The 20,918-nt window shown below is 67.8% G+C and carries 25 protein-coding genes and 3 tRNA genes; 13 read left to right on the top strand and 15 right to left on the bottom strand.

Going from position 1 to position 20,918, the window contains the following annotated elements; genetic code table 11:
- Nucleotides 1-3 precede the first annotated feature (3 nt).
- Complete coding sequence (locus DQP57_RS08595) at nucleotides 4-1,200, top strand: cysteine desulfurase-like protein (RefSeq protein WP_112632570.1); 1,197 nt, start codon at nucleotides 4-6, stop codon at nucleotides 1,198-1,200.
- Here the strand turns inward: DQP57_RS08595 and DQP57_RS08590 are convergent.
- A complete protein-coding gene (locus DQP57_RS08590; protein ID WP_205869070.1) occupies nucleotides 1,197-2,165 on the bottom strand; it encodes an NAD(P)H-quinone oxidoreductase in 969 nt (322 codons plus the stop codon). The genes DQP57_RS08595 and DQP57_RS08590 overlap by 4 nt on opposite strands.
- Nucleotides 2,166-2,202: 37 nt before the next feature.
- Here DQP57_RS08590 and DQP57_RS08585 point away from each other — a divergent pair.
- Nucleotides 2,203-2,289: transfer RNA gene (locus tag DQP57_RS08585), tRNA-Ser, on the top strand.
- A gap of 7 nt (nucleotides 2,290-2,296) precedes the next feature.
- Here the strand turns inward: DQP57_RS08585 and DQP57_RS08580 are convergent.
- From DQP57_RS08580 to DQP57_RS08565, 4 genes are all read right to left on the bottom strand, one after another.
- Nucleotides 2,297-3,415: a hypothetical protein gene (locus tag DQP57_RS08580; RefSeq protein WP_112632568.1), complete on the bottom strand. Its 1,119-nt coding sequence runs from the start codon at nucleotides 3,413-3,415 to the stop codon at nucleotides 2,297-2,299.
- Nucleotides 3,416-3,452: 37 nt separating this feature from the next.
- Entirely contained in the window at nucleotides 3,453-3,641 is a 189-nt protein-coding gene (locus tag DQP57_RS08575) for a hypothetical protein (protein ID WP_112632567.1), read from the bottom strand.
- A gap of 28 nt (nucleotides 3,642-3,669) precedes the next feature.
- Nucleotides 3,670-4,908 (bottom strand): lipase LipE, encoded by a 1,239-nt coding sequence (gene lipE, locus DQP57_RS08570; RefSeq protein WP_112632566.1) that lies wholly within the window; start codon nucleotides 4,906-4,908, stop codon nucleotides 3,670-3,672.
- A gap of 78 nt (nucleotides 4,909-4,986) precedes the next feature.
- Nucleotides 4,987-5,811, bottom strand: a complete 825-nt coding sequence (locus DQP57_RS08565) for a crotonase/enoyl-CoA hydratase family protein (protein WP_112632565.1) — start codon at nucleotides 5,809-5,811, stop codon at nucleotides 4,987-4,989.
- A gap of 23 nt (nucleotides 5,812-5,834) precedes the next feature.
- Here DQP57_RS08565 and DQP57_RS08560 point away from each other — a divergent pair, with 23 nt between their 5' ends.
- On the top strand, nucleotides 5,835-6,419 hold the full coding sequence (locus DQP57_RS08560; protein ID WP_205869069.1) for a TIGR03086 family metal-binding protein: 585 nt from the start codon (nucleotides 5,835-5,837) through the stop codon (nucleotides 6,417-6,419).
- A 131-nt stretch (nucleotides 6,420-6,550) separates the two neighbouring features.
- On the opposite strand, the gene DQP57_RS08555 is transcribed toward DQP57_RS08560, so the two are convergent.
- Nucleotides 6,551-7,015: a DUF4334 domain-containing protein gene (locus DQP57_RS08555; protein ID WP_112632563.1), complete on the bottom strand. Its 465-nt coding sequence runs from the start codon at nucleotides 7,013-7,015 to the stop codon at nucleotides 6,551-6,553.
- Between the two features lie 9 nt (nucleotides 7,016-7,024).
- On the bottom strand, nucleotides 7,025-8,092 hold the full coding sequence (gene hisC, locus DQP57_RS08550) for a histidinol-phosphate transaminase (RefSeq protein ID WP_112632562.1): 1,068 nt from the start codon (nucleotides 8,090-8,092) through the stop codon (nucleotides 7,025-7,027).
- An 83-nt stretch (nucleotides 8,093-8,175) separates the two neighbouring features.
- Here hisC and DQP57_RS08545 point away from each other — a divergent pair.
- From DQP57_RS08545 to DQP57_RS27425, 3 genes are all read left to right on the top strand, one after another.
- Nucleotides 8,176-8,264 (top strand) — tRNA-Ser (locus DQP57_RS08545).
- 50 nt (nucleotides 8,265-8,314) lie between these two features.
- Nucleotides 8,315-8,387 (top strand) — tRNA-Arg (locus DQP57_RS08540).
- Between the two features lie 92 nt (nucleotides 8,388-8,479).
- The gene (locus DQP57_RS27425) at nucleotides 8,480-8,608 is read left to right on the top strand and encodes a hypothetical protein (protein WP_276310816.1); all 129 of its coding nucleotides are present in this window, start codon (nucleotides 8,480-8,482) and stop codon (nucleotides 8,606-8,608) included.
- Here the strand turns inward: DQP57_RS27425 and DQP57_RS08530 are convergent.
- The 4 genes from DQP57_RS08530 to DQP57_RS08515 are packed head-to-tail and all read right to left on the bottom strand — an operon-like array spanning nucleotide 8,605 to nucleotide 11,116.
- A complete protein-coding gene (locus DQP57_RS08530; protein ID WP_240631713.1) occupies nucleotides 8,605-9,177 on the bottom strand; it encodes a GNAT family N-acetyltransferase in 573 nt (190 codons plus the stop codon). The genes DQP57_RS27425 and DQP57_RS08530 overlap by 4 nt on opposite strands.
- A 9-nt stretch (nucleotides 9,178-9,186) precedes the next feature.
- Nucleotides 9,187-9,699: a hypothetical protein gene (locus DQP57_RS08525; RefSeq protein WP_112632561.1), complete on the bottom strand. Its 513-nt coding sequence runs from the start codon at nucleotides 9,697-9,699 to the stop codon at nucleotides 9,187-9,189.
- Nucleotides 9,700-9,718: 19 nt separating this feature from the next.
- Nucleotides 9,719-10,717, bottom strand: a complete 999-nt coding sequence (locus DQP57_RS08520) for a phosphotransferase family protein (protein ID WP_430918552.1) — start codon at nucleotides 10,715-10,717, stop codon at nucleotides 9,719-9,721.
- Between the two features lie 39 nt (nucleotides 10,718-10,756).
- Entirely contained in the window at nucleotides 10,757-11,116 is a 360-nt protein-coding gene (locus DQP57_RS08515; RefSeq protein WP_112632559.1) for a nuclear transport factor 2 family protein, read from the bottom strand.
- A gap of 125 nt (nucleotides 11,117-11,241) precedes the next feature.
- On the opposite strand from DQP57_RS08515, the gene DQP57_RS08510 reads away from it, so the two are divergent.
- From DQP57_RS08510 to DQP57_RS08485, 6 genes are all read left to right on the top strand, one after another.
- Entirely contained in the window at nucleotides 11,242-12,186 is a 945-nt protein-coding gene (locus tag DQP57_RS08510; protein ID WP_112632558.1) for a class I SAM-dependent methyltransferase, read from the top strand.
- A gap of 62 nt (nucleotides 12,187-12,248) precedes the next feature.
- Entirely contained in the window at nucleotides 12,249-12,659 is a 411-nt protein-coding gene (locus DQP57_RS08505) for an MmcQ/YjbR family DNA-binding protein (RefSeq protein ID WP_112632557.1), read from the top strand.
- A gap of 104 nt (nucleotides 12,660-12,763) precedes the next feature.
- Nucleotides 12,764-13,003, top strand: a complete 240-nt coding sequence (locus DQP57_RS08500) for a hypothetical protein (RefSeq protein WP_064880197.1) — start codon at nucleotides 12,764-12,766, stop codon at nucleotides 13,001-13,003.
- 22 nt (nucleotides 13,004-13,025) lie between these two features.
- Entirely contained in the window at nucleotides 13,026-13,181 is a 156-nt protein-coding gene (locus DQP57_RS08495; RefSeq protein WP_007771976.1) for a DUF6131 family protein, read from the top strand.
- 150 nt (nucleotides 13,182-13,331) lie between these two features.
- Nucleotides 13,332-14,036: a response regulator transcription factor gene (locus DQP57_RS08490; protein WP_064880192.1), complete on the top strand. Its 705-nt coding sequence runs from the start codon at nucleotides 13,332-13,334 to the stop codon at nucleotides 14,034-14,036.
- Nucleotides 14,014-15,522 carry a sensor histidine kinase gene (locus DQP57_RS08485; protein WP_112632556.1) on the top strand — a complete coding sequence of 503 codons (1,509 nt, stop codon included), beginning with the start codon at nucleotides 14,014-14,016 and terminating at the stop codon, nucleotides 15,520-15,522. Before DQP57_RS08490 ends, DQP57_RS08485 begins: the two co-directional genes overlap by 23 nt.
- Nucleotide 15,523: 1 nt before the next feature.
- Here the strand turns inward: DQP57_RS08485 and DQP57_RS08480 are convergent, their stop codons facing one another.
- Nucleotides 15,524-15,994 carry a lipoprotein LpqH gene (locus tag DQP57_RS08480; RefSeq protein ID WP_112632555.1) on the bottom strand — a complete coding sequence of 157 codons (471 nt, stop codon included), beginning with the start codon at nucleotides 15,992-15,994 and terminating at the stop codon, nucleotides 15,524-15,526.
- 171 nt (nucleotides 15,995-16,165) lie between these two features.
- Between DQP57_RS08480 and DQP57_RS08475 the strand changes: the two genes are divergently transcribed.
- Nucleotides 16,166-18,046: an alkyl/aryl-sulfatase gene (locus DQP57_RS08475; RefSeq protein ID WP_165821778.1), complete on the top strand. Its 1,881-nt coding sequence runs from the start codon at nucleotides 16,166-16,168 to the stop codon at nucleotides 18,044-18,046.
- A gap of 7 nt (nucleotides 18,047-18,053) precedes the next feature.
- Here DQP57_RS08475 and DQP57_RS08470 read toward each other — a convergent pair whose 3' ends face one another.
- The 3 genes from DQP57_RS08470 to DQP57_RS08460 are packed head-to-tail and all read right to left on the bottom strand — an operon-like array spanning nucleotide 18,054 to nucleotide 20,909.
- On the bottom strand, nucleotides 18,054-19,022 hold the full coding sequence (locus DQP57_RS08470) for an NADPH:quinone oxidoreductase family protein (RefSeq protein WP_112632554.1): 969 nt from the start codon (nucleotides 19,020-19,022) through the stop codon (nucleotides 18,054-18,056).
- The gene (locus tag DQP57_RS08465; protein ID WP_112632618.1) at nucleotides 19,022-19,645 is read right to left on the bottom strand and encodes a TetR/AcrR family transcriptional regulator; all 624 of its coding nucleotides are present in this window, start codon (nucleotides 19,643-19,645) and stop codon (nucleotides 19,022-19,024) included. The genes DQP57_RS08470 and DQP57_RS08465 overlap by 1 nt, the downstream gene beginning before the upstream one ends.
- Nucleotides 19,626-20,909: an acyl-CoA dehydrogenase family protein gene (locus DQP57_RS08460; RefSeq protein WP_112632553.1), complete on the bottom strand. Its 1,284-nt coding sequence runs from the start codon at nucleotides 20,907-20,909 to the stop codon at nucleotides 19,626-19,628. Before DQP57_RS08460 ends, DQP57_RS08465 begins: the two co-directional genes overlap by 20 nt.
- Nucleotides 20,910-20,918: the final 9 nt, after the last annotated feature.

The raw sequence follows: 20,918 nt of genomic DNA, 5'->3' as shown, positions 1-20,918 counted from the left end.
CACATGGCATACGACGTCGCCCGGGTGCGCGGACTACATCCGTCGCTGGGTGACGGGTGGGTACACTTCGACGCCCCCAGCGGCATGCTGGTTCCCGATTCGGTCGCGACCACCGTGTCGACGGCCTTTCGCCGGTCCGGTCCCACCACCGTGGGCGCGCACCCGTCGGCGCAGCGCAGTGCCGCCGTTCTCGAGGCGGCGCGGGCGGCGGTGGCCGATCTGTTCAACGTCGAGCCCGCCGGCGTCGTGCTGGGCGCCGATCGGGCGATCCTGCTGTCGGCGCTGGCCGAGGCGTCGTCGTCGCGGGCCGGCCTGGGCTACGAGGTCATCGTCAGCCGCCTGGACGACGAAGCCAACATCGCCCCGTGGCTGCGCGCGGCGCACCGCTACGGCGCCAAGGTCAAGTGGGCCGAGATCGACATCGAGACGGGTGAGCTGCCGACGTGGCAGTGGGAGGGCCTGATCGGCAAGTCGACCCGGCTGGTCGCCGTCGCCTCGGCCTCCGCGACGCTGGGCACGGTCACCGACCTGCGGGCGATGACCAAGCTGGTGCACGACGTCGGTGGCCTGGTGGTGGTCGACCATTCCGCCGCGGCGCCCTACCGGCTGCTCGACATGAAGGAGACCGACGCCGACGTGGTGGCGGTGAACGCCGCGGCGTGGGGCGGCCCGCCGATCGGGGCCGTCGTGTTCCGCGATCCCGCGCTGCTGAACTCGTTCAGTTCCATCTCGCCGGATCCCAAGGCGACCGGGCCGGCGCGCCTCGAGATCGGTGCGCACCAGTTCGGTCTGCTGGCCGGGGTGGTGGCCAGCATCGAGTACCTTGCCTCGCTCGACGAATCCGCCCGCGGCAGCCGGCGTGAACGTCTGGCGGTGTCGATGCAATCCGCCACGTCGTATCTGAACCGGATCTACGACTACTTGATGGTGTCGTTGCGGTCGCTGCCGTTGGTGATGGTGATCGGGCGCCCGGAGGTGCGGATCCCGGTGGTCAGTTTCGCGTTGAACGGCGTGCCCGCCGAGCGCGTCGTGCAGCGGTTGGCGGACAACGGGATTCTGGCCGTCACCAACGAAAGTTCCCGCGCGCTCGACGTATTGGGCGTCAACGACGTTGGCGGCGCGGTGACCGTCGGCCTGGCGCACTACTCGACGACGGCCGAAGTCGATCAGTTGGTCCGCGCGCTGGCTTCCCTGGGCTAGACCGTCAGGACGATCTTTCCGGTCACCTTGCTCGACGTGAGCTGTTGATGGGCCTCCCCGGCCTGCTGAATGGGCAGGCGGGCGCCGATGATCGGGCGGACGCGGCCCTCGGCGATCATCGGCCACACCTCGGCCGTGACTGCCTGGACGATCTCGGTCTTGCTGTTGGGCCCGGTGACCGGGCGGGCGCGCAGTGTGGTGCCGATGACCCGCGCCCGCTTGCCCAGCAGCTTGCCGATGTTGAGCTCGCCCTTGATCCCGCCCTGCATCCCGATGATGACGAGTTGCCCGTCGGTGGCCAGGGCGTCGATGTTGCGGTCCAGGTAGGAGGCGCCCATGATGTCGAAGATCACGTCGGCGCCGCCGAACTCCTGCAGGCGCGCGACGAAGTCCTCGTCGCGGTAGTTGATGGTGATCTCCGCGCCCAGATCGCGGCAGAACTCCAGCTTCTCCGCCGATCCGGCGGTGACGGCCACGCGCGCTCCCAGGGCGCGGGCGACCTGGACGGCGTGGCTGCCGATGCCGCTCGCCCCGCCGTGCATCAACAGCAGCTGCCCCTTGCCGAGGTGCGCCGTCAGCACCAGGTTCGACCACACGGTGCAGGCCACTTCCGGCAACCCGGCCGCGTCGACCAGATCGACGCCGTCGGGAATCGGCAGCAGCTGGCCGGCGGGAACCGCGACGTACTCGGCGTAGCCGCCCCCGGCGAGCAGGGCGCAAACCTCTTGTCCGACAGACCATTCCGCCACATCGGGCCCGACTTCGCTGATGACGCCGGACACTTCCATGCCGATGATGTCGCTCGCTCCCGGCGGCGGCGGGTACTTCCCGGCCGCCTGCAGCAGGTCGGCGCGGTTCACTCCGGCGGCGGTGACCTTGACCACCGCCTCGCCGGGCCCGGCGGACACATCCGGCACGTCCTGCCAGGAGAGTTGATCGGAAGATTCGGCGACGATGGCGCGCATGGAGGCCACGCTACCGACTCCCGCTACCCTGATCAGCGGTGGCGTGGCAGAGCGGCCTAATGCACTCGCCTTGAAAGCGAGAGACGGCTAACACCGTCCGGGGGTTCAAATCCCTCCGCCACCGCTCGTGATCACTCCACGCTCTGGTGCAGCGTCGGCGCGTAGCGCAGCACCGCGCCCACCCCGTCGGCCGGGGAGATCCGCTCGTCGGTGCGCACCAGCGCGGCGCCCACCGCGATCGCCGACATCGGCAGCGCCTCGTCGGCCCGCAGCGTCTTGGCGGGAGCGGCGCCCTGCTCGGACAGCACGTTCTCGTTGGGGGCGAGCGTCGTCAGGCCTTCGTCGGCGACGACGGTCGCGTCGCCGATGTCACCGATGATCAGCGTCTCCACGGCACCCTGACGCAGCGCCGAACAGACCGCGCCCAACCCCTCGGCCGCCAGCCCCGACTGCCGCCCGATTTCGGCGGTAAAGCGCTGCGCGGCATCGTCGATGGTGCGCAGCTGGCGCTTGACGAACTCGGCTTCGATGGCCTGCTCGATCTCGCCGAAGTCGTGTCCGCTGTGCCGCGCCCCGACCTCGAGCGCCACCGTGCGCTCCCGCAGCCGTTCGGGCAGCGCGGCCAGCAGATCGGATCGCGAGCGCACCTCGCCCACCACGAAGATCACCTCGATCGCCTTGTCGTCGGCCAGTTCGGCGACGCGGTCGGCGACGGCGCGCAGGTTCTTGCGCGCGGCCTCTTCGGTGCGCAACTGGGGGTCGCCGTAGCCCGCGGTCTCGGCGCCGGCCGCCTTGTGCACGGGATAGCCACCGCCGTCCACGGTCTCGGCGCGCAGCGTTCCACCGATGTGGGTGGTGATGTCCGCTCCGCTGTGGTCGACGACCGCCAGCACATAATCGGGATGATCGAAGCTCTGCTCGAGAATCGGTACCAGATAAGGCAATTCGGACACCCGGACGACGTCGGTGGCGGCGGGGCGGGCCAGGTGTTCGTTGATCACCACGCCGTCGGCGCTGGCGATCACCGCCCGTCCGCTGCGGCCGATCGGCGGACGCAGGTTCTTGATCGCGTCCTCGATCTGGTCGACCACCGTCGCGCCGGCGTGCGAGCGTTCCAGCTCCTCTTTGACGGCCCGCCACTTGAGCTCGAGTTGAGCCTCGGCGTCGTGGGTGTCGTGTGAATCGTCGAAGTACACCGAAGCGAACGGCCCCGGTGCGTCCAGCAGCTTGCGGAAGCGTTGCGAGTCCATGCCTTGTTGGTTGCCCCGCGTGCCGGGGGACAAACACCTAGCTTCGGTCGCCCTCGCTGTCGTCGAAGAAATGCCACTCGCCGTCGTGTTCGACTTCCATGCGCCAGCCGAGCTCGCTGTTGTCGGCCTTCTGGTCGACGAACCACGCGTGTGCGTCGTCGGCGCTGTCGATGTCTTTGGTCGCGACGACCTCGCCCTTCGGGTCGAGCACTCGATAGGTAGCCATGAGGGCAGTGTTCCCACTGCCGTCGTCGTCAACCGGATGGGATTTCGGCGGCGATCGTGTCCATCAGGGCGGTGTAGCGCTTGGCTTCCGGATCGCGCCCGGGTTTGCCGCTGCTGATCACGCCGGCGGCCATGCCGCGCGCCGGGTCGGCCCAGATCGCGATGTTGACCAGGCCCAGGTTGCCGAACGCATGGGGCGCGTTACGGCCGAACGGCCCCCAACGGTCGGTGCCGAGGATGTAGCCGGTACCCCACCGGGCCGGCTGCAGCCCGACCGCGAAATCCGGTCGCAGCCTTCGGCATTCGGTCACCGCGCGGTACATGGTCTCCGGGCTGATCACCCGCACGCCGTCGAGTTCGCCTCCGCGCCGCCATATCTCGGCGAACCGCGACATCTCCTGCGCGGTCGACACGGTGTTGGACGACGGGATGATGGTGGTCAGGAACATCGGCGAATTCGTGTACGGGATCATCTCGTGCACCGTTCCGCCGATCGCCTTGCGGAAGATCTGGGCGACCACCGGCGGGAGCGTCCGCCCGGTGGCGTGGCTCGGCGCGACCAACGGGACGTCCTGTTTCGCGACGCCGAAGTTGGTCCAGCGGAAGCCGAGTGGGTCGAGGATCTCGGTGGCCAGGATCTCGCGGATCTCCTTGCCGGTGGCCGCGTAGACGATCTCACGCACCAGCGGACCCCAGGTCAGCGCGTGGTACATGTGGAACAGTCCCGGACGGTAGAGGGGCCGCAGCTCGCCCAGCTTCTGTTGCGCGTACTCGTGGTCGTCGGCACGGGTGACGTCCGGCCGCGGTCCGGTGGGGAAGGGCAGTCCCGCGCTGTGCGTCATGACGTGCCGGATGGTGATGCGGTGCTTGCCGTGACTGGTGAACGTGGGGATGTAGTCGCACACCCGGTCGTCGAGCGAGAAGACGCCGCGCTCGACGAGCATGTGCACCACCGTCGCCGCGATGCCCTTGGCCGCCGAGTACACACAAAACGGTGTGTCGGGGGTGACGGCGATCTTCTCGGCGTCGGGCGAATCGCTCGGGGCGTTGCCCCAACCGTGGCCGATCGCCCGGTTCAGCACGACGCGGCCGTTGCGGCGGATGCACAGCTGGATCGCCGGGTGAAAGCCGGCGCGGTACCAGTGCCGGGCGGCCTGCCAGATCCGGTCGACGGCGGCGCCGTCGATCTCGGAATGGTCCTCGGCGCCGATCGCCGTCACGGCGTCCAGGTCGGCCGGGACGCGGATCTTGCCGTCTGGCTGGGTCACTGGCGCCGCTCCTCCTCATCGCTGCGCTCTGCATCGTCGCCGGCGCGGGTCACCCCAGCGAGGGTACGTGGCGCGGGTCTACTCGCCGGTGAACTGCGGAGGGCGCTTCTCGAACGTCGCCGCGATGCCCTCGGTCAGGTCCTTGGACGGCAGGAAGGCCGCGTTCCAGGCGGCCACGTACCGCAGGCTCTCCGAGACCGCCGCGATGCGCTGCTGGTCGAGAACGTCCTTGATGCCGTGCACGGTCAGCGGGGGATTGGCGGCGATCTCCGCGGCGGTGGCGTGCGCGGCGGCCAGGGCGGCATCGGCGTCGGCGTACACGTCGTTGACCAGACCGATCTTCTCGGCGCGGGCCGCATCGATGTCCTTGCCGGTCAGCGCCAGCTCGCGCAGGTGCCCGTCGTTCAGGATCATGGGCAGGCGGGCCAGGCTGCCGACGTCGGCGACGATGGCGAGCTTGACCTCACGCACCGAGAACTTGGCGTCGGCGCTGGCATAGCGGATGTCGACTGCGGAGATCAGGTCGACGCCGCCGCCGATGCACCAGCCGTGCACCGCGGCGATGGTCGGGGTCCGGCAATCGGCGACCGCACTGATCGCACCCTGCATGCGCTTGACCTCGCGGTGGAAGACCGCGCGCGGTCCGGCCAGCGCGTCGCCGGACAGCAGCGGGGTGAAAGAACCGCCCATCGCCGGCACGTCCAGCCCGTAGCTGAAGTTGCGGCCCGAGCCGGTCAGCACGATGGCCCGCACCTCGGGGTCGGCGTCCAGCGCGGCGAACAGCTCCGGCATCTCCGACCAGAACGCCGGTCCCATCGCGTTGCCCTTGCCCGGTCCGATCAGCGTCACCTGGGCGACGTGGTCTTTCGTCTCGACGGTGACGGATTCGTATGCTTGCGCCATATCGAGACCGTAGCGTGGCGAATATGGCTCCTGACTTGCGACCCGGACCGCATTCCCCGCCCACCGACGAGCTGCACAGCGCCGAGGACACGCTGGGGGTACTGCAGCGGGTGCTGCACACCATCGCCGACGACGACCTGTCGCGACGGACGCCGTGCCGGGAATTCGACGTGTCCGCGCTGACCGAGCATCTGCTGAACTCGATCTCGGCGCTCGGGGGCATGGTCGGCGCGCAGATCCCCGAGCGCGACGAGGGCGATTCGGTGGAGCGCCAGGTGATCGCCGCGGCCCGGCCCGCGCTGGATGCCTGGCACCGCCGCGGCCTGGACGGGTCGGTGCCGTTCGGCAAGGGCGAGATGCCCGCCAAAAGCGCGTGCGGCGTCCTGTCGATCGAATTCCTGGTGCACGCTTGGGATTACGCCGCCGCGGTGGGCCGCAACGTCAAAGCGCCCGAGCCGTTGTCCGAATATGTGCTGGGCCTGGCGCGCCAGATCATCAGGCCGCAGTTACGCGGTCAGGCCGGATTCGACGACCCGGTCGATGTCCCGGAGGACGCCGGCGCGCTCGAGCAGCTGGTCGCGTTCACCGGCCGCAACCCGGCGGGATAGCTCGGCTGCTCGCGGGGTGAGTGTGAAACCTCGGCGTTGGGTGTGCAGCCACGGCGGTCGCGCCCGGCGCGTCGCCGCCCTGGACGCACAGTCGAAGCCGTCAGTTCACACTCGACGGCAACACGACAGAGCTACCGCTCCCGCTCAAGGTAGAAGTAGTAGTACTTGCCGTTGTCCCGCACGCCCTTGCCGTTCATGATGCCCATCACGGCGTCGTCGTCGATCTTCTTGAAGTGGTCGTGCACCGGCTGGCCGTCGTAAACCATGGTGGCGGTGACCTCGCCGCGGAACTCCTCCAGCCACAGGCTGGCCTCGCCCTTGCCCATCCGGACGTTTGAGAACTTGTTCCCGTCGGCGTCCAGGCAGACCAGCGGCTGCACATCGCGGGCGGACTTGAAGGTCTTGCCGTACCACCCGGCCTTTTCCAGTTGGCCGTTCATCTTGTGGCCGGTCTGGAATTCGCCGCCCTTCCACTCGCCGAGCATCCCCTCGATCGTCGCGGGCGCCAGTTCGGCCCAGAAGTCGTCGAGCTCGGAATCCGCGATGTCGCCGCTGCGCTCTTTGAACTCGGTGAACTTCTTCCTCGCGAGGTCCACGGCGGCTCCTTACGATTCGGTGCGGGCAATCCAATCGCGGGCAAAATGCAGCAGGGCGTCATTTTCCTCCGGCGCACCAATGGTGACACGCACGCCCTCGGCCGCGAATGGCCGCACCACCAGGTGCGCCTCGGCGGCCTGCTCGGTGAAGTCCATGGTGCGTTCGCCCAGCGGCAACCAGACGAAATTGGCCTGCGACGGGGGCAGCTCGAATCCGGCGTCGCGCAGCCCGGCGCTGACCCGGTCGCGCTCGCGGACCAGCGCGTCGGTGCGGGCCATCAGCTCGTCGGAGGCCTCCAGCGACGCGATGGCGGCCGCCTGCGCGACGTTCGTCACCGCGAACGGCATCACCACCTTGTCCAGCGCGGTGATCAGGTCCGGGTGGCCCACCGCGTAACCGCAACGCAGACCGGCCAACCCGTAGGCCTTCGAAAAGGTCCGCAGCACAACGACATTGCTGTGAGTCAGGGCCAGCTCCAGGCTGTTGGGCAGCAGGCCGTCGCGGATGTATTCGGCGTAGGCCTCGTCGATGGCGATCAGGACGTGCGGCGGCACGGCCTCCACGAACCGCGTCAGCGCGTCCGGGTCGACGACGGTGGACGTCGGGTTGTTGGGGTTGCACACGAAGATCAGCCGGGTGCGGTCGGTGACCGCGGCGAGCATCGCGTCGAGGTCGTGCGTGTGGTCGGTCAGCGGCACCTTGACGGTGGCCGCCCCTGACACCTGGATGATGGGCAGGTAGCACTCGAAGCTGCGCCAGCCGATCATCACCTCGTCGCCGGCGGCGGCGGTGATCTGAACCAGCTGCTGGCACAGCGTGACCGAACCGCTGCCCACCGCGATGTGCTCGGCCGCGACGTCGGAACCCAGGTGCATGGCAAGCGCGGCCTTGAGGTCCACGCTGGCGTTGTCGGGGTAGCGATTGACGACGGCAACCGCGCGCTCGATCGCCGCGCGCACGCTGGGCAGCGGGCCGTGCACGGTTTCGTTGCTGGCCAGTTTGATCGAGCCCGGCACGTTCTTGCCGGGCACATACACCGGCAGTCCGGCCAGTTCGTTGCGCAGGCGGGCAGTCACTTCGACAGTTTACGTGTCAACTGTGTACAGTATGGCCGGTTCCGCGAGACCGGAAAGGGGTCGGTACCCTCAGAAAGTCCAAGGGAGGCGTGCCAGAGCGGCCGAATGGGGCTCACTGCTAATGAGTTGTCCCCCTCAAAGGGGACCGGAGGTTCAAATCCTCTCGCCTCCGCTAGATCCCTTAGCGGGAACACGGAACACGGAACGACAACTGAAGAACAGGCGCCCGTAGCTCAACGGATAGAGCATCTGACTACGGATCAGAAGGTTAGGGGTTCGAATCCCTTCGGGCGCGCTCATTAGCTCAGGGTTGGGCAACCCAAAATGATTCGAATCGTTCAGACCCAGTTTCTTGTGGGCGCGGTTTTCCGTCGATACCTTCCGCCCATGACAATCAGCAGTGAGCAAATCGGTGGTGGCGCGGGCGGCGGTTTCCTGGGTGGCGGCGCCGGTGGCGGCTTCGTCGGCGGTGGCGCCGGCGGGGGCTTTTTGGGTGGCGGCGGCGCCGGCGGCTAAGCCCCCGACTCGCGCACCCGGCCCGGCGCGACGATCGGGCCGGGTGGCTCATCCGGCGCGGCGCCGGCCGTCAGGTCCAGTTGCATCCACGCGACGTCGTGCCAGGCGCCGTGTTTCCATTCGACGCGGCGGTACAGCCCTGCGTCGGTGAACCCGAAGGCGCGGTGGAATCCGGTGCTGGCTTCGTTGGGTTGGGTGATACCGGCGAACGCCTGCCGGTAGCCGCGCTCGGTGAGCCTGCGCAACAGCTCCGTGTAGAGCGCACGGCCCCCGCCGGTTCGGCGGTGGCCGGCCTCGAGGTAGATCCCGGTCTCGGTTGACCACCGGTACGTGGCAAGGCGATTGAACGCGTGCCCGTAGGCGAAGCCGACCACCAGGCGATCGCGTTCCAGGACAAGCCATTCGTGGCTCGCCTGCGCGGCGGCGATCCGCGCGGCCATCTCGTTTTCGGTCGGGACGTCGATCTCCCAACTGATAACCGTGCGCTCGACGTACGGCCGGTAAACGGCAAGGCACGCAGCCGCATCCGCCGCGCATGCCGGGCGGACCAGGCCGCCGCTCGCGTGCACGCCGCCGCGCTAGGGACGCTGCTGGAAGGGTCCGCCGAACGGCCCCCGACGGGGCGGTTCGGTCACGGTCTGCGTGACGGTGCTGGTTTCGGTGCTCGGCGAAACCGTGACGGTGCTCGGCGGCTCCGTCGTCGTGGGGGTGTCGGTGCTCGGCGGCGGGGCGGTTTCGGTCACCGTCTCGGTGGGCGCGCCACCACCGCCACCGCCGCCACCACCGCCGCCGCCGCCGTGGTGCCGCGGCGGGTGGGTCGTGGTGGTCACCGGCGTGGTGGTGGACGGGACGGTCGTCGTCGTGGTCGCCGGGCTGGGCGCCGGCGAACCGCTGGTGAGCTTGACCACCGCGAACACCAGCGCGGCCAGCAGGATCACCCCGAGGGCGCCGGCCGCGACCAGCGCCGCCGGACGGCGATACCACGGCGTCGGGGGCTCGGGCGGCGGTGGCTCGGACTCGTAGTATCCGCCGTACCGCGCGGCCGCGGTGGGCTCGGAGTAGAAATCCGGTTCCTCGGGATAAGGCGGCACGAGAGGAGATGTTAGTAGGTCAGCGCTCGCTGGAGATCAGACCCAGCGCCCGCTCGAACAGATGCACCGTGGCGGCGTGCAACTGGTCACCGACCTCCTTCTCCGCCTTTCCGGCGCAGGCCCGGGCCAGCGTCCCCTCGATCACGATCCCGAGCTTGAAGCAGGCCAGCACGGTGTACCAGGTGATGTTCGACAGGTCGCGGGTGGTGTTGGCGGCGTAGCGCTCGAAAAGTTCGTCGGTGCTGGCCAGCCCCTCCTGCCCGCCCAGGGCGTGGCTGAACACGCTGGTCCCGTCGGGCTGACGCCAGGTGGCCAGCAGCCAGCCCAGGTCCAGCAGCGGATCCCCGATCGTGCACATCTCCCAGTCGACGATCGCGACCACCTCGGGTCCGGTGCGCGAGAACATCACGTTGGCCGCGTGGTAGTCGCCGTGCATGATGCCCGGCGTCCAGTTGGCCGGCCGGTGCCGTTCCAGCCAGGTGGACACTTCCTCGATGCCCGGGATGTCGGGCCCTGGGTACCCCACGTACTCGTTGTAGGACTCCAGCTCCGAAAGCCAGCGTGGCACCTGGCGTTCCAGGAAACCCTGCGGCTTGCCGAAGTCGGCGAGCCCCACCGCAACGTGGTCGACGGCGCCCAGCTTGGCCAGCGCGTCGGCCATCGACAGGCCCATGCCGTGGCGCACCGTGGCGTCGCCGGCGTGCAGCGGCGGCAGGCCCTCGCCGGCGTTGAAGCCATCGACCGGGTCCATCAGGTAGAAGACGGCGTCGCCCAGCACACCCGGGTCCTCGCAGGCGGCGATCAGATGCGGATGGGGGACGTCTGAACCGGCAAGTGCGGCAAGGACTTTCGTCTCCCGCAGGATCACGCTGTTGCTGCGTGGCCGCAAGTGTCGCGGCCCGCGCCGCAGCACGTAGGGCCGGCCGGCCCTGGTGAACCGCAGCATGACGTTCTGGGTTCCACCGGTGACGCTCGAAACGTCCTGCAGCGGCCCCTCGCCGAGCCCCTGCCCGGACATCCACTCCGCGACGGCTTCCAGGTTCACGTATTCCACTGGTCAGCCCTTCGGGTGCGGCGTGTATCGGATCGTTTGCGCTCGGATCATGCCGTCACGAAACACGAAGGTGTCAACGCCGTCGTCGACCCGGTTGCGGGCCGAATCGGCAGTCCACACCAGGAACAGCACGTCCTCGTCGAAGAGCTGAGTTTTCAAGTCCCACTGGGCATCCGGCAGATCGGCCAGCAACGCCTCGAACACCCCGCGGATGGCCCGCTTGCCACGGGCGATGCCGGAGGGGCTGATCACCACGGACTCTTCGGCGTAGTCGGCGACGATCTCGTCGAGGTCACCCGCGGCCAGTGCGGTGCCGTGGTGGGCGAATACCTCCTGCGGCGTGCGCGACGGGTTGGGCGTCATGGCACTCCCTTGCAACCTGTGGACCGTCTGGGAAAAAGACTAGGACAGGGGCGACGGGCGGCCCCGGGCGGCGGTGGCTGGAAGAATAGTGTGCATAACTTACTTTCTGGGGAAGGGAACTGGCCATGCCGCGGACCGACGATGATTCCTGGGAGATCACTCAGAGCGTGGGCGCCACCGCGCTGGGGGTCGCCGCGGCTCGTGCGGCCGAGACCGAGAGCGAGAACCCGCTGATCAACGATCCGTTCGCGCGGGTGTTCGTCGACGCCGCGGGCGAGGGCATGTGGAGCATCTATGCCGATCCGGCGCTGCTGGCCAAGGCCGGCGACATCGAGCCGGATCTGCGGGATCGGCTTCAGCTGATGGTCGACTTCATGGCCACCCGGACGGCGTTCTTCGACGAGTTCTTCCTCGACGCCGCCGACGCCGGCGTTCGGCAGGTGGTGATCCTGGCGGCCGGTCTGGACGCGCGCAGTTGGCGGCTCCCATGGCCCGACGGCACGGTCGTCTACGAGCTCGACCAGCCCAAGGTGCTGGAATTCAAATCGAAGACCCTGCGCGAGCACGGCGCGCAACCGAAGGCGCAACTGGTCAACGTTGCGATAGACCTGCGCCAGGACTGGCCGAAAGCGCTGCAGGAGGCGGGATTTGACGCTTCGAAGCCCGCCGTCTGGTCGGCCGAAGGCCTGGTGCGTTACCTGCCAGCGCAGGCCCAGGACCTGCTGTTCGAGCGAATCGACTCGCTGAGCGTCGCGGGCAGCCGGCTCGCATCCAACGTGCCCGATTCGGGTTTCACCGATCCCGGCCGGGTGCAGCGCCAGCGCGACGACATGCGACGCATGCGGGCGGCGGCCGCCGAACTCGTCAACGCCGAGATCACCGACTTCGACGACCTCTGGTACCCGGAGGAGCGCACGCCGGTCGACGGCTGGCTGCGTGAGCGTGGTTGGGATGTCACGACGGCGTCGTTCGCGGAATTGATGGCGCGCTATAACCGCAGCGTCCCGCAGGGCGCGGAGGACTCGATGCCGCCCACCCTCTACGTGTCCGCGCAACGGCGAGCGGACTGATCAAACCCTCTTAGACGCAACGTCTCTCATCGACGTCACGAGCAGTAGGTACGCTCGCCGTCATGGCTGCCCGACGTGCCCGGCTCAGCGACGTGCACGAGTTCGCCGCCGCGATGCCGCACGTTCAGCGCGCGGAAGGCCCCAAGGGCAACGCCATTTACCAAGTGGGCGGGAAGTCGTTCGTGTTTTTCCGCACGCCGCGGCCCGACGCGACCGATCCGGACACCGGTGAACGCTATGCGGACGTGATCATGCTCTGGGTGGAATCGGAGAGCGACAAGTTGGCGTTGGTCTCCGATCCCGAATCGCCGTTTTTCACCACGGACCACTTCGACGGGCACCCGTCGGTCCTGGTGCGCGCCAGTCGGCTGGGTGAAATCAGCAGAACCGAATTAGCTGAGCTGATCCAGGACGCCTGGTTGTCCCGTGCCTCGAAGAAGCGGGCCGCCACCTGGCTCGCCGACCACCTCTGACGTCGCGAGCTGTGCCGACAAGCACTGCCGCATAACCCATTGCATGTTTAGACATGAGTCGAATGGGTAACTTCACGTCCACGAGAAACTTCTTCTCGTCCACATTGGAGGTCACGATGCGTGGCAGCGGGATCATCGGAACGGTTGCGTTGGTGTGGTTGCTGATCGGAGTCTTCGCGGCGTGGCAGCGCGACTACTTCAAAAACGACAACACATCATGCGCGTCGGCGGGCACGGTTGCGGTGACCGTGATCGCCGGACCCTTAAATTATTTCGGTGTCAATCCGAAAGTCACGGATTGTCATCTGCCGCAACCAAGTTCAATGCAATCGATCAACCTCTAACCCTCACTCGAAGGAAGTTGAAATGGTTATCTTAGGGATTGTCCTGCTTATTCTCGGATATTTCTTCCACGTACCGATCCTGACCACGCTGGGCATCGTGCTCTTGGTCATCGGCGCGATCCTGTGGATCCTGGGTTCGGTGGGCCGCCCGGTGGCCGGCCGGCGCTATTGGTATTAACGGCTTGACCGAAGAACGGATCGCGCGACTGCTCAGCAGTCGCGCGATTTGTTTCACAGGACACGCATAGGTTCGGCATAGCCGCGCCTCAGCCGCCGGCGGATACTGGAACTTGTGACGCAGCCCCGGGCCTCGGTAGAGCGGGTTGTCATGTGCCGTGCGGACGGCAACCCCATCAACGTTTTGGTCGTCGACGACGAATCGGTCCTGGCCGACATGGTGTCAATGGCACTGCGGTACGAGGGCTGGAACATCTCCACCGCCGGCGACGGCGCCTCGGCCATCGCGTCGGCCCGCTCCCAGCGGCCCGACGTGGTGGTTCTCGACGTGATGCTGCCCGACATGAGCGGTCTCGACGTCTTACACAAACTGCGCGAGGAGAACCCGCAGCTGCCGGTGCTGCTGCTCACCGCCAAGGACGCCGTCGAAGACCGCATCGCCGGCCTGACGGCGGGTGGCGACGACTACGTCACCAAACCGTTCAGCATCGAAGAGGTCGTGCTGCGTCTGCGTGCGCTGTTGCGCCGCACCGGGGTGACCACGGTGGACAGCGGCGCGCAGCTGGTGGTCGGTGACCTGGTGCTCGACGAGGACAGCCACGAGGTCACCCGCGCCGGCGAGCCAATCTCGTTGACCTCCACGGAGTTTGAGCTCTTGCGATTCATGATGCGCAACTCCAAGCGGGTGCTGAGCAAGGCCCAAATCCTGGACCGGGTGTGGAGTTACGACTTTGGCGGCCGATCCAACATCGTCGAGCTCTACATTTCCTACCTGCGCAAGAAGATCGACAACGGCCGAGAACCGATGATCCACACGCTGCGCGGCGCGGGTTATGTCCTCAAGCCGGCCCGCTGACACGCGAAGGGTCTGGTCGCTGCGGCTGCGGCTGCTGGTCGGACAGATCGTCGTTCTGGCCCTCGTCTGCGTCGGCATCACCGCGGCGACCGAACTGGCGCTGCTGCACCACCTGGTGGCCCAGCTCGACGGGCAGCTGGCCGGCACCTCCTATCGCTCGGCGCTCATGTATCCCGAGCCGCCGCATTCGGGCTGGCGGCATCAGCACGTCTATCCACGGCCGGGCCCCGGTCCGCGGTTCCTGGATGCCCCGGGCCAGCCGGCGGGCATGGTGGCTGCGGTGGTCAGCCACGGAAATACCGTGGATGCCGGTTACACCACGAGCAGCGGCGACCGGGCCGAGCTGAGCCCCACCGCGCAGCAGCAGCTGGCCGGGATCGCGACCAGCCGCAAGCCGGTGACGCTGAACCTGGACGGCCTGGGCCGCTACCGGGTGATCGCGGCCCCGAGCCGAAGTGGCGGCGACGTCATCGTCACCGGGCTGTCGATGGCCAACATCGACACCACGCTGATGCGGATGCTGGTGATCTTCGGCATCGTCACGGTCATCGCGCTGGTCGCCGCCACCACGGCCGGCGTGATCATCATCCGGCGGGCGCTGGCGCCGTTGCGTCGCGTCGCGCAGACGGCGAGCAAGGTAGCCGGCCTGCCGCTGGCCCGAGGCGAGGTCGAACTGCCGGTGCGCGTACGCGAATCCGACGCGAATCCCTCCACCGAGGTGGGACAGCTCGGCGCCGCGCTCAACCAGATGCTGGACCACATCGCCGCCGCGCTGTCGGCGCGGCAGGCCAGCGAGACGCGGGTCCGCCAGTTCGTCGCCGACGCCAGTCATGAACTGCGCACACCGCTCGCGGCGATCCGCGGCTACACCGAACTGACCCAGCGGATGGGCGACGATCGTGAGGCGGTGGCGCAGGCGATGAGCCGGGTGGCGTCCGAAACCGAACGGATGACGCGCCTGGTCGAGGACCTGCTGCTGCTGGCCCGGCTGGACTCGGGCCGACCGCTGGAACGCGAACCGGTGGATCTGTCGCGGCTGGCGGTGGATGCGGTCAGCGACGCACACGTCGCCGGGCCCGACCATCAGTGGGAACTCGACCTGCCCGAGGAGCCGGTGGTCGTCACCGGCGACGCCGCGCGGCTACACCAGGTGCTGACGAATCTGCTTGCCAACGCCCGCGTCCACACCGGGGCGGGCACCATCGTCACCACGCGGCTGAGCACCGAGCCGTCGCACACCGTGCTGCAGGTCATCGACAACGGACCCGGCATCCCGGCGGCGCTGCAATCCGAGGTTTTCGAACGGTTCGCGCGCGCCGACTCTTCGCGTTCGCGCAAGGGCGGCAGCACCGGACTGGGGTTGGCGATCGTCTCCGCGGTTGTCAAGGCGCACAACGGAACCATCGCGGTGGACAGCGCGCCGGGGCGGACCGAGTTCACGGTGCGGTTGCCACCCAACGGATGGCAACCGCCCGCAGGGGATTAGGTCAGGAGCAAGTCGCGTCGATTTCGAACGGCTTGTTCACCGGCTGCATCGGGTTCGCCATGTCGACGCCCGTGGCAGTGCCGGTGATCTTGTACGTGTTGCCGTCCTTGGCCGCCGAGGCGTTGCCCTGGCCCCCTTGCGCGTACTGAAGCGTCACGCCGTTGACGTTGCCGAGCTGGACCGCCTTCACCGCGAGCGGATCGGCGTCGGCGAGCACGACGCTGATCCCGGTGGTGTTCCCGCCGACCGCGATTGAGATGTTGCCGCCAGCCTTGGTGCAAATCGTGGTGCCCTGGACGTTCTGGTCCTTGCCGTCGATGATGACCTTCGACGAGTTGTTGCCATCGGCCGACACGGAACCTCCCGGCACCGAGGTCGAAACGCCATTCGACTTGTTGTTACTCGAACAGCCGGAAATACCAGCGGCCAGAATGGCCGCACCGGCAACCGCGACCGTCAGTTGACGCTTCACCTGTTCTCCTTTGCCCGATAGTTGCGGTCCTCGGCATTGAGGGCCGTCTGGGCAGTATGCGGGTTAACTGGGCCGCGATCCAGAACCCGAAGAAATTGTTGCTGTGTTCATTAATTGGACGGCGAAAAGCCGCCCGAATCACCGTGGTTGACGCCGCGTTGATGGCAAGGTGTGACGGTGGACCACAAGCCTCCCAGCGCAGTCGTCGAGTCGGCCCATCGCGACCACGATCTGCCATTGCATGACGCGGCGGATTTCGCCGACGCCGACCGCGGCTTCATCGCCGCCCTGTCTCCGTGCGTGGTGAAAGCGGCCGACGGGCGGGTGGTGTGGGACAACGACGTTTACTCGTTTTTGAGCGGTCCCGCCCCGGCGTCGGTCCATCCCAGCCTCTGGCGGCAGTCGACGCTGACCGCCAAGCAAGGCCTCTACGAAGTGGTGCCCGGCATCTATCAGGTTCGCGGGCTGGACATCTCGAACATCACCTTCGTGGAGTCCGACAGCGGCATCATCGTCATCGACCCCTTGGTGTCCACCGAAGTGGCGGCGGCGGCGCTGGCGCTGTACCGCACCCACCGAGGCGGCGAGCGCCGCGTGGTCGCGGTGATCTACACCCACAGCCACGTCGACCATTTCGGCGGCGTACTGGGCGTCACCTCGCAGGCGGAGGTGGACGCCGGAGCGGTGACGGTCTTGGCGCCGCAAGGCTTCATCGAGCACGCGGTGTCCGAAAACGTCTATGCCGGACCGGCAATGACACGGCGGGCGACCTACATGTACGGCGCCCTGCTGGCGCGCGGCCCGCTGGATCAGGTCGGCTGTGGCCTCGGTCAGGCGCCCTCCACCGGCGAGGTCGCCGTCATCGTGCCCACCGTCGACATCCGCGCTACCGGCGAAACGCACACCATCGACGGGGTTCAGATTGAGTTCCAGATGGCGCCGGGCACCGAGGCGCCCGCCGAAATGCACTTCTATTTCCCGCGTTTCCGCGCGCTGTGCATGGCCGAGAACGCGACGCACAACCTGCACAACCTGCTGACCCTGCGCGGCGCGCTGGTGCGCGATCCGCACGCCTGGTCCGGTTATCTCACCGAAGCGATCGACACGTTCGCCGATCGCGCCGACGTGGTCTTCGCTTCCCACCATTGGCCGACCTGGGGACGCGAGAACATTGTCGAGTTCCTGTCGCTGCAGCGCGACATGTACGCGTATCTGCACGATCAGACCCTGCGCCTGCTGAACCAGGGCCACACCGGCGTCGAGATCGCCGAAATGTTCCAGATGCCACCGGCTCTCGATCGGGCCTGGCATACACACGGGTACTACGGATCGGTGAGCCACAACGTCAAGGCGATCTACCAGCGCTACATGGGTTGGTTCGACGGCAATCCCGGCCGGCTGTGGCCTCATCCGCCCGAAGCGCTGGGGCCCCGATATGTCGACGCGATGGGCGGAATCGACCGGGTCGTCGACCTGGCCCGGGCCGCGCTCGAGTCCGGGGACTTCCGTTGGGCCGCCACGCTGTTGGACCATGCGATGTTCACCGACTCCGAGCACGCCGGTGCACGAGATCTCTACGCCGACACCCTCGAGCAGCTGGCCTACGGAGCCGAAAACGCGACCTGGCGCAACTTCTTTCTCAGCGGGGCAACGGAATTGCGCGACGGCAACTTCGGCACCGCGGGGCAGGTCGCTTCGCCCACCCTGCTGTCCCAACTGACCCCGGAGCAGATCTTCGACGGCCTGGCCATCCGCGTCAACGGACCGCGCAGCTGGGATCTGGACATCGCCATCGACATCGCCTTCGCCGACACCGCGGTCAACTATCGGCTCACCCTGCGCAATGGGGTACTGGTTCGGCGCAAGGCGGCGCCCGATCCCGCCACGGCGACCGTTACGATCAAACTGGCCAACAAGATTCGGCTCCTCTCGGTGGCCATGGGCGATTTCGGCTCACCGGGCCTGGAGCTCTCCGGTGATCAGGGCGCGCTGCAGGCACTGCTCGGTGTGCTCGACGCGCCGGACCCGAATTTCAACATCGTCACGCCGTGACGCCGCGTCACGCGACGTCGATCACCACCTTGCCCAGCACCTTGCGGTCGGCCACATGCCGTAACGCCGCCGCGGTCTCCGAGAGCGGGAATCGCGCCCCGATATACGGCCGCACCGTGCCGGCGGCGAACATCTGCGCCAACTCCGCCAGGTCGCGCACGGCGTCGTCGGGCCGATCGGTCATGAAGGTCCGGATCTCCATGCCGCGCACGCAGATATCTTTCAACAGAATGAGATTCAGCGGAATGGCCGGGATGGTGCCCGCCGCGTAGCCCAGCGTGACGAAGGTGCCGCCACGCGCGAGCCCGCGCAGTGCCGGCTCCGAATACGCTCCCCCCACCGGGTCCAGCACCACACGGGCGTGGTCCCCGGTGAGTTCACGGATGCGCATCTTGAGGTCCTCGCGGTCGTAGTCCACGGTTGCCTCGGCCCCGCGCAGGCGGCACAGCTCGAGCTTCTCCGGGCTCGACGCCGCGGCCAGCACCCGGGCCTCCATCGCGACCGCCAGGTCCACCGCGGCCAGCCCGACGCCGCCCGCGGCCCCGAGCACGACCACCCAATCGCCTTGTGTGACAGCGGCCGTCGAGCGCAGCGCGTGATAGGCGGTGCGGTAGGTGACGCCGAAGGCGGCGGCCGAGGCGAAGTCGGCGTTGTCGGGCATGAGCTCGGCCTGGCTCGCGTCGAGCAGCGCCTGTTCGGCGAACGCACCGAAGGTGGTTCCGGAAACACGCTGCCCGGGACGGAACGGCGCGCCGTCCCCGACGGCGATGACCTCGCCGGCGATCTCGTTGCCGGGTATGAACGGAGGCGGGATTTTGACCTGGTACTTGCCGGCGATGAACAGCACGTCGGGAAAGTTGACCGCGGCGGCACGGACCCGCACCAGCAGCTGGCCCGGAGCCGCGACGGGTTCGGGCACGTCGTCGATCACCAGGTCCTCGGGTGTGCCGTAGGAGCGACAAATCACCGCGCGCATCAACTGACCCCCAATCCGTGTAAACAGAACCGCACCAGGTGGGCGATGTCGTCGGCGCCGGGCTGCTGGGCCGAACCCACGTAGCGACGCATGGTGGCGGCGGTGCAGCTGAACACCGCCTCGACGTCGCGCTCGACGTCGGTACTGCCGAGGGCCGCAACGGGTTCCACGAGGAGATCGCGAAGCGGCCGCATCATCTCCTGGTCGGCCGCGCGCCACGTGGTACCCGCCGACATCTGGCCGGCCGCCGCGCGGGTCATGCTGATCAGGTGGGGGTCGGCCACCTGGGCCAGCGTGCCCTCGATCCACCGCATGACCTTGTCGCGCGGGCGGGGTTCCTTGGCCATCTGGTGCTCGAGGTAGGACACCACGATCGCCACGCCGCGTTCCATCACGGCCAGGATCAGGTCGTCCTTGCCGGCGAAATATCGGTAGAACGCCTTGTTCGACGAGCCCGCCTCGGCGACGATGTCGCTGACCCTGGGCGCTTCGGGCGCGACGCGTTCCATGACGCGCACCGCGGCGGCCAGGATGCGTTCAACCTCCTCGGTGGCCCCCCGGTGGCGGTCGTCGAGCGCCCGCTCGACCGCCGCGGTCACCCGGTCAGAGGTCAACGAGCTCACCATATTTGGCGCGTGCGGCCGCGCGCCGCACATCGAGCATCTCGCTGGGCCAGTCACCTTCTTCGGCCTCGTAGCCCTTGAGCAGCATCCGGGCCAGGTTCACCTTGTGCGCCTCGGTGGGCCCGTCCGCCAGACCCAGCGCGATGCCACCCAGCAGGACGTTGACCAGTGGTAGTTGGTCGGTGAGGCCCAGCGCGCCGTGCACCTGAATCGCTCGCAGGGCAATCGATTTGAGCACTTGCGAAGCCAGGATCTTGCACGCGGCGATCTCCGCCCGGGCGGCGCGCTCGTCGCCGTTGTCGATCAACCACGCCGCGTGCAGCACGGTCAGACGGAACGGTATCAACTCGGTGTAGGAGTCGGCGACGAATTCCTGGATCAGTTGCTTGTCGGCCAGCAGGCTGCCCTGGGTGAAGCGGCTTTTCGCCCGGCGAGACATGATCTCGACGGCGCGTTGCGCCATCCCGATGGAGCGCATCGCGTGGTGCAGCCGCCCGCCGGCCAGCCGGGTCTGCAATATCAGGAAGCCCTGGCCGGGCTCTCCGAGCAACGCGTCCGACGGCACTCGCACGTCGTTGTAGTGCACCAGGGAATGGCCCGGCTCGTGCGGGTCAGCCCCGACCAAATGGTGATTGGCCTCGAGCACCAGCCCCTCGGTGCCGGCCGGAATCAGGAACGTCGACGCACCGGTATGCACCGGCACGTCCGGATCGGTGATCGCGACGACGATGAAGAAGGAGGCGACGGAGGCGTTGGAGGAGAAGTACTTTCGTCCGGTGATGATCCAGTCGTCGCCATCTCGCACCGCGCGGGTGGTGAAGACCCGCGGATCGGCGCCGCCTTGCGGCTCGGTCATCGAGAAACACGAGAAGATTTCACCGGACAGCAGCCCCGCCAGGTAGCGGTCCTTCTGCTCCTGGGTCCCGAAGCGGGCGATGATCTCGGCGTTGCCCGTGTCGGGCGCCTGCGTCCCGAACACGATCGGCGCCCACGGGCTGCGGCCCAGAATCTCGTTGATCAGCGTCAGCTTGACCGCGCCGAAGCCCTGCCCGCCCAGCTCCGGCCCCAGATGCGGTGCCCACAAACCCCTGTCGCGGACCTGCTGCTTGAGCGGGTCGACGATGCGACGCCGCTCGTCGTTCAGTGGCAGAAACTCGCAGCCGCCGAACAGCACCTCGAGCGGTTCCACCTCGTCGCGAACGAACCCACGGATCCATTCGAGCTTCTCCTCGAACTCCGGCTCGGTGGAAAAGTCCCAGGACATCGCGCAACC

The organism is Mycobacterium colombiense (assembly GCF_003284935.1).
Lineage (GTDB): Bacteria > Actinomycetota > Actinomycetes > Mycobacteriales > Mycobacteriaceae > Mycobacterium > Mycobacterium arosiense_A.
This window is presented reverse-complemented; position numbering and strand designations above follow the sequence as displayed.

What these genes read in the sequence shown, in the direction of transcription:
- DQP57_RS08560 (WP_205869069.1), top strand. Translation starts at nt 5,835, where the DNA reads ATGGCTCCTGACTTGCGACCCGGACCGCATTCCCCGCCCACCGACGAG.
- DQP57_RS08490 (WP_064880192.1), top strand. Translation starts at nt 13,332, where the DNA reads ATGTGCCGTGCGGACGGCAACCCCATCAACGTTTTGGTCGTCGACGAC.
- DQP57_RS08580 (WP_112632568.1), bottom strand. Translation starts at nt 3,415, where the DNA reads ATGGACTCGCAACGCTTCCGCAAGCTGCTGGACGCACCGGGGCCGTTC.
- DQP57_RS08515 (WP_112632559.1), bottom strand. Translation starts at nt 11,116, where the DNA reads ATGACGCCCAACCCGTCGCGCACGCCGCAGGAGGTATTCGCCCACCAC.
- DQP57_RS08590 (WP_205869070.1), bottom strand. Translation starts at nt 2,165, where the DNA reads ATGCGCGCCATCGTCGCCGAATCTTCCGATCAACTCTCCTGGCAGGAC.
- DQP57_RS08595 (WP_112632570.1), top strand. Translation starts at nt 4, where the DNA reads ATGGCATACGACGTCGCCCGGGTGCGCGGACTACATCCGTCGCTGGGT.
- DQP57_RS08485 (WP_112632556.1), top strand. Translation starts at nt 14,014, where the DNA reads ATGTCCTCAAGCCGGCCCGCTGACACGCGAAGGGTCTGGTCGCTGCGG.
- DQP57_RS08575 (WP_112632567.1), bottom strand. Translation starts at nt 3,641, where the DNA reads ATGGCTACCTATCGAGTGCTCGACCCGAAGGGCGAGGTCGTCGCGACC.
- DQP57_RS08520 (WP_430918552.1), bottom strand. Translation starts at nt 10,717, where the DNA reads ATGTCCGGGCAGGGGCTCGGCGAGGGGCCGCTGCAGGACGTTTCGAGC.
- DQP57_RS08495 (WP_007771976.1), top strand. Translation starts at nt 13,026, where the DNA reads ATGGTTATCTTAGGGATTGTCCTGCTTATTCTCGGATATTTCTTCCAC.
- DQP57_RS08470 (WP_112632554.1), bottom strand. Translation starts at nt 19,022, where the DNA reads ATGCGCGCGGTGATTTGTCGCTCCTACGGCACACCCGAGGACCTGGTG.
- DQP57_RS08510 (WP_112632558.1), top strand. Translation starts at nt 11,242, where the DNA reads ATGCCGCGGACCGACGATGATTCCTGGGAGATCACTCAGAGCGTGGGC.
- DQP57_RS08505 (WP_112632557.1), top strand. Translation starts at nt 12,249, where the DNA reads ATGGCTGCCCGACGTGCCCGGCTCAGCGACGTGCACGAGTTCGCCGCC.
- DQP57_RS27425 (WP_276310816.1), top strand. Translation starts at nt 8,480, where the DNA reads ATGACAATCAGCAGTGAGCAAATCGGTGGTGGCGCGGGCGGCGGTTTC.
- DQP57_RS08565 (WP_112632565.1), bottom strand. Translation starts at nt 5,811, where the DNA reads ATGGCGCAAGCATACGAATCCGTCACCGTCGAGACGAAAGACCACGTC.
- DQP57_RS08460 (WP_112632553.1), bottom strand. Translation starts at nt 20,909, where the DNA reads ATGTCCTGGGACTTTTCCACCGAGCCGGAGTTCGAGGAGAAGCTCGAA.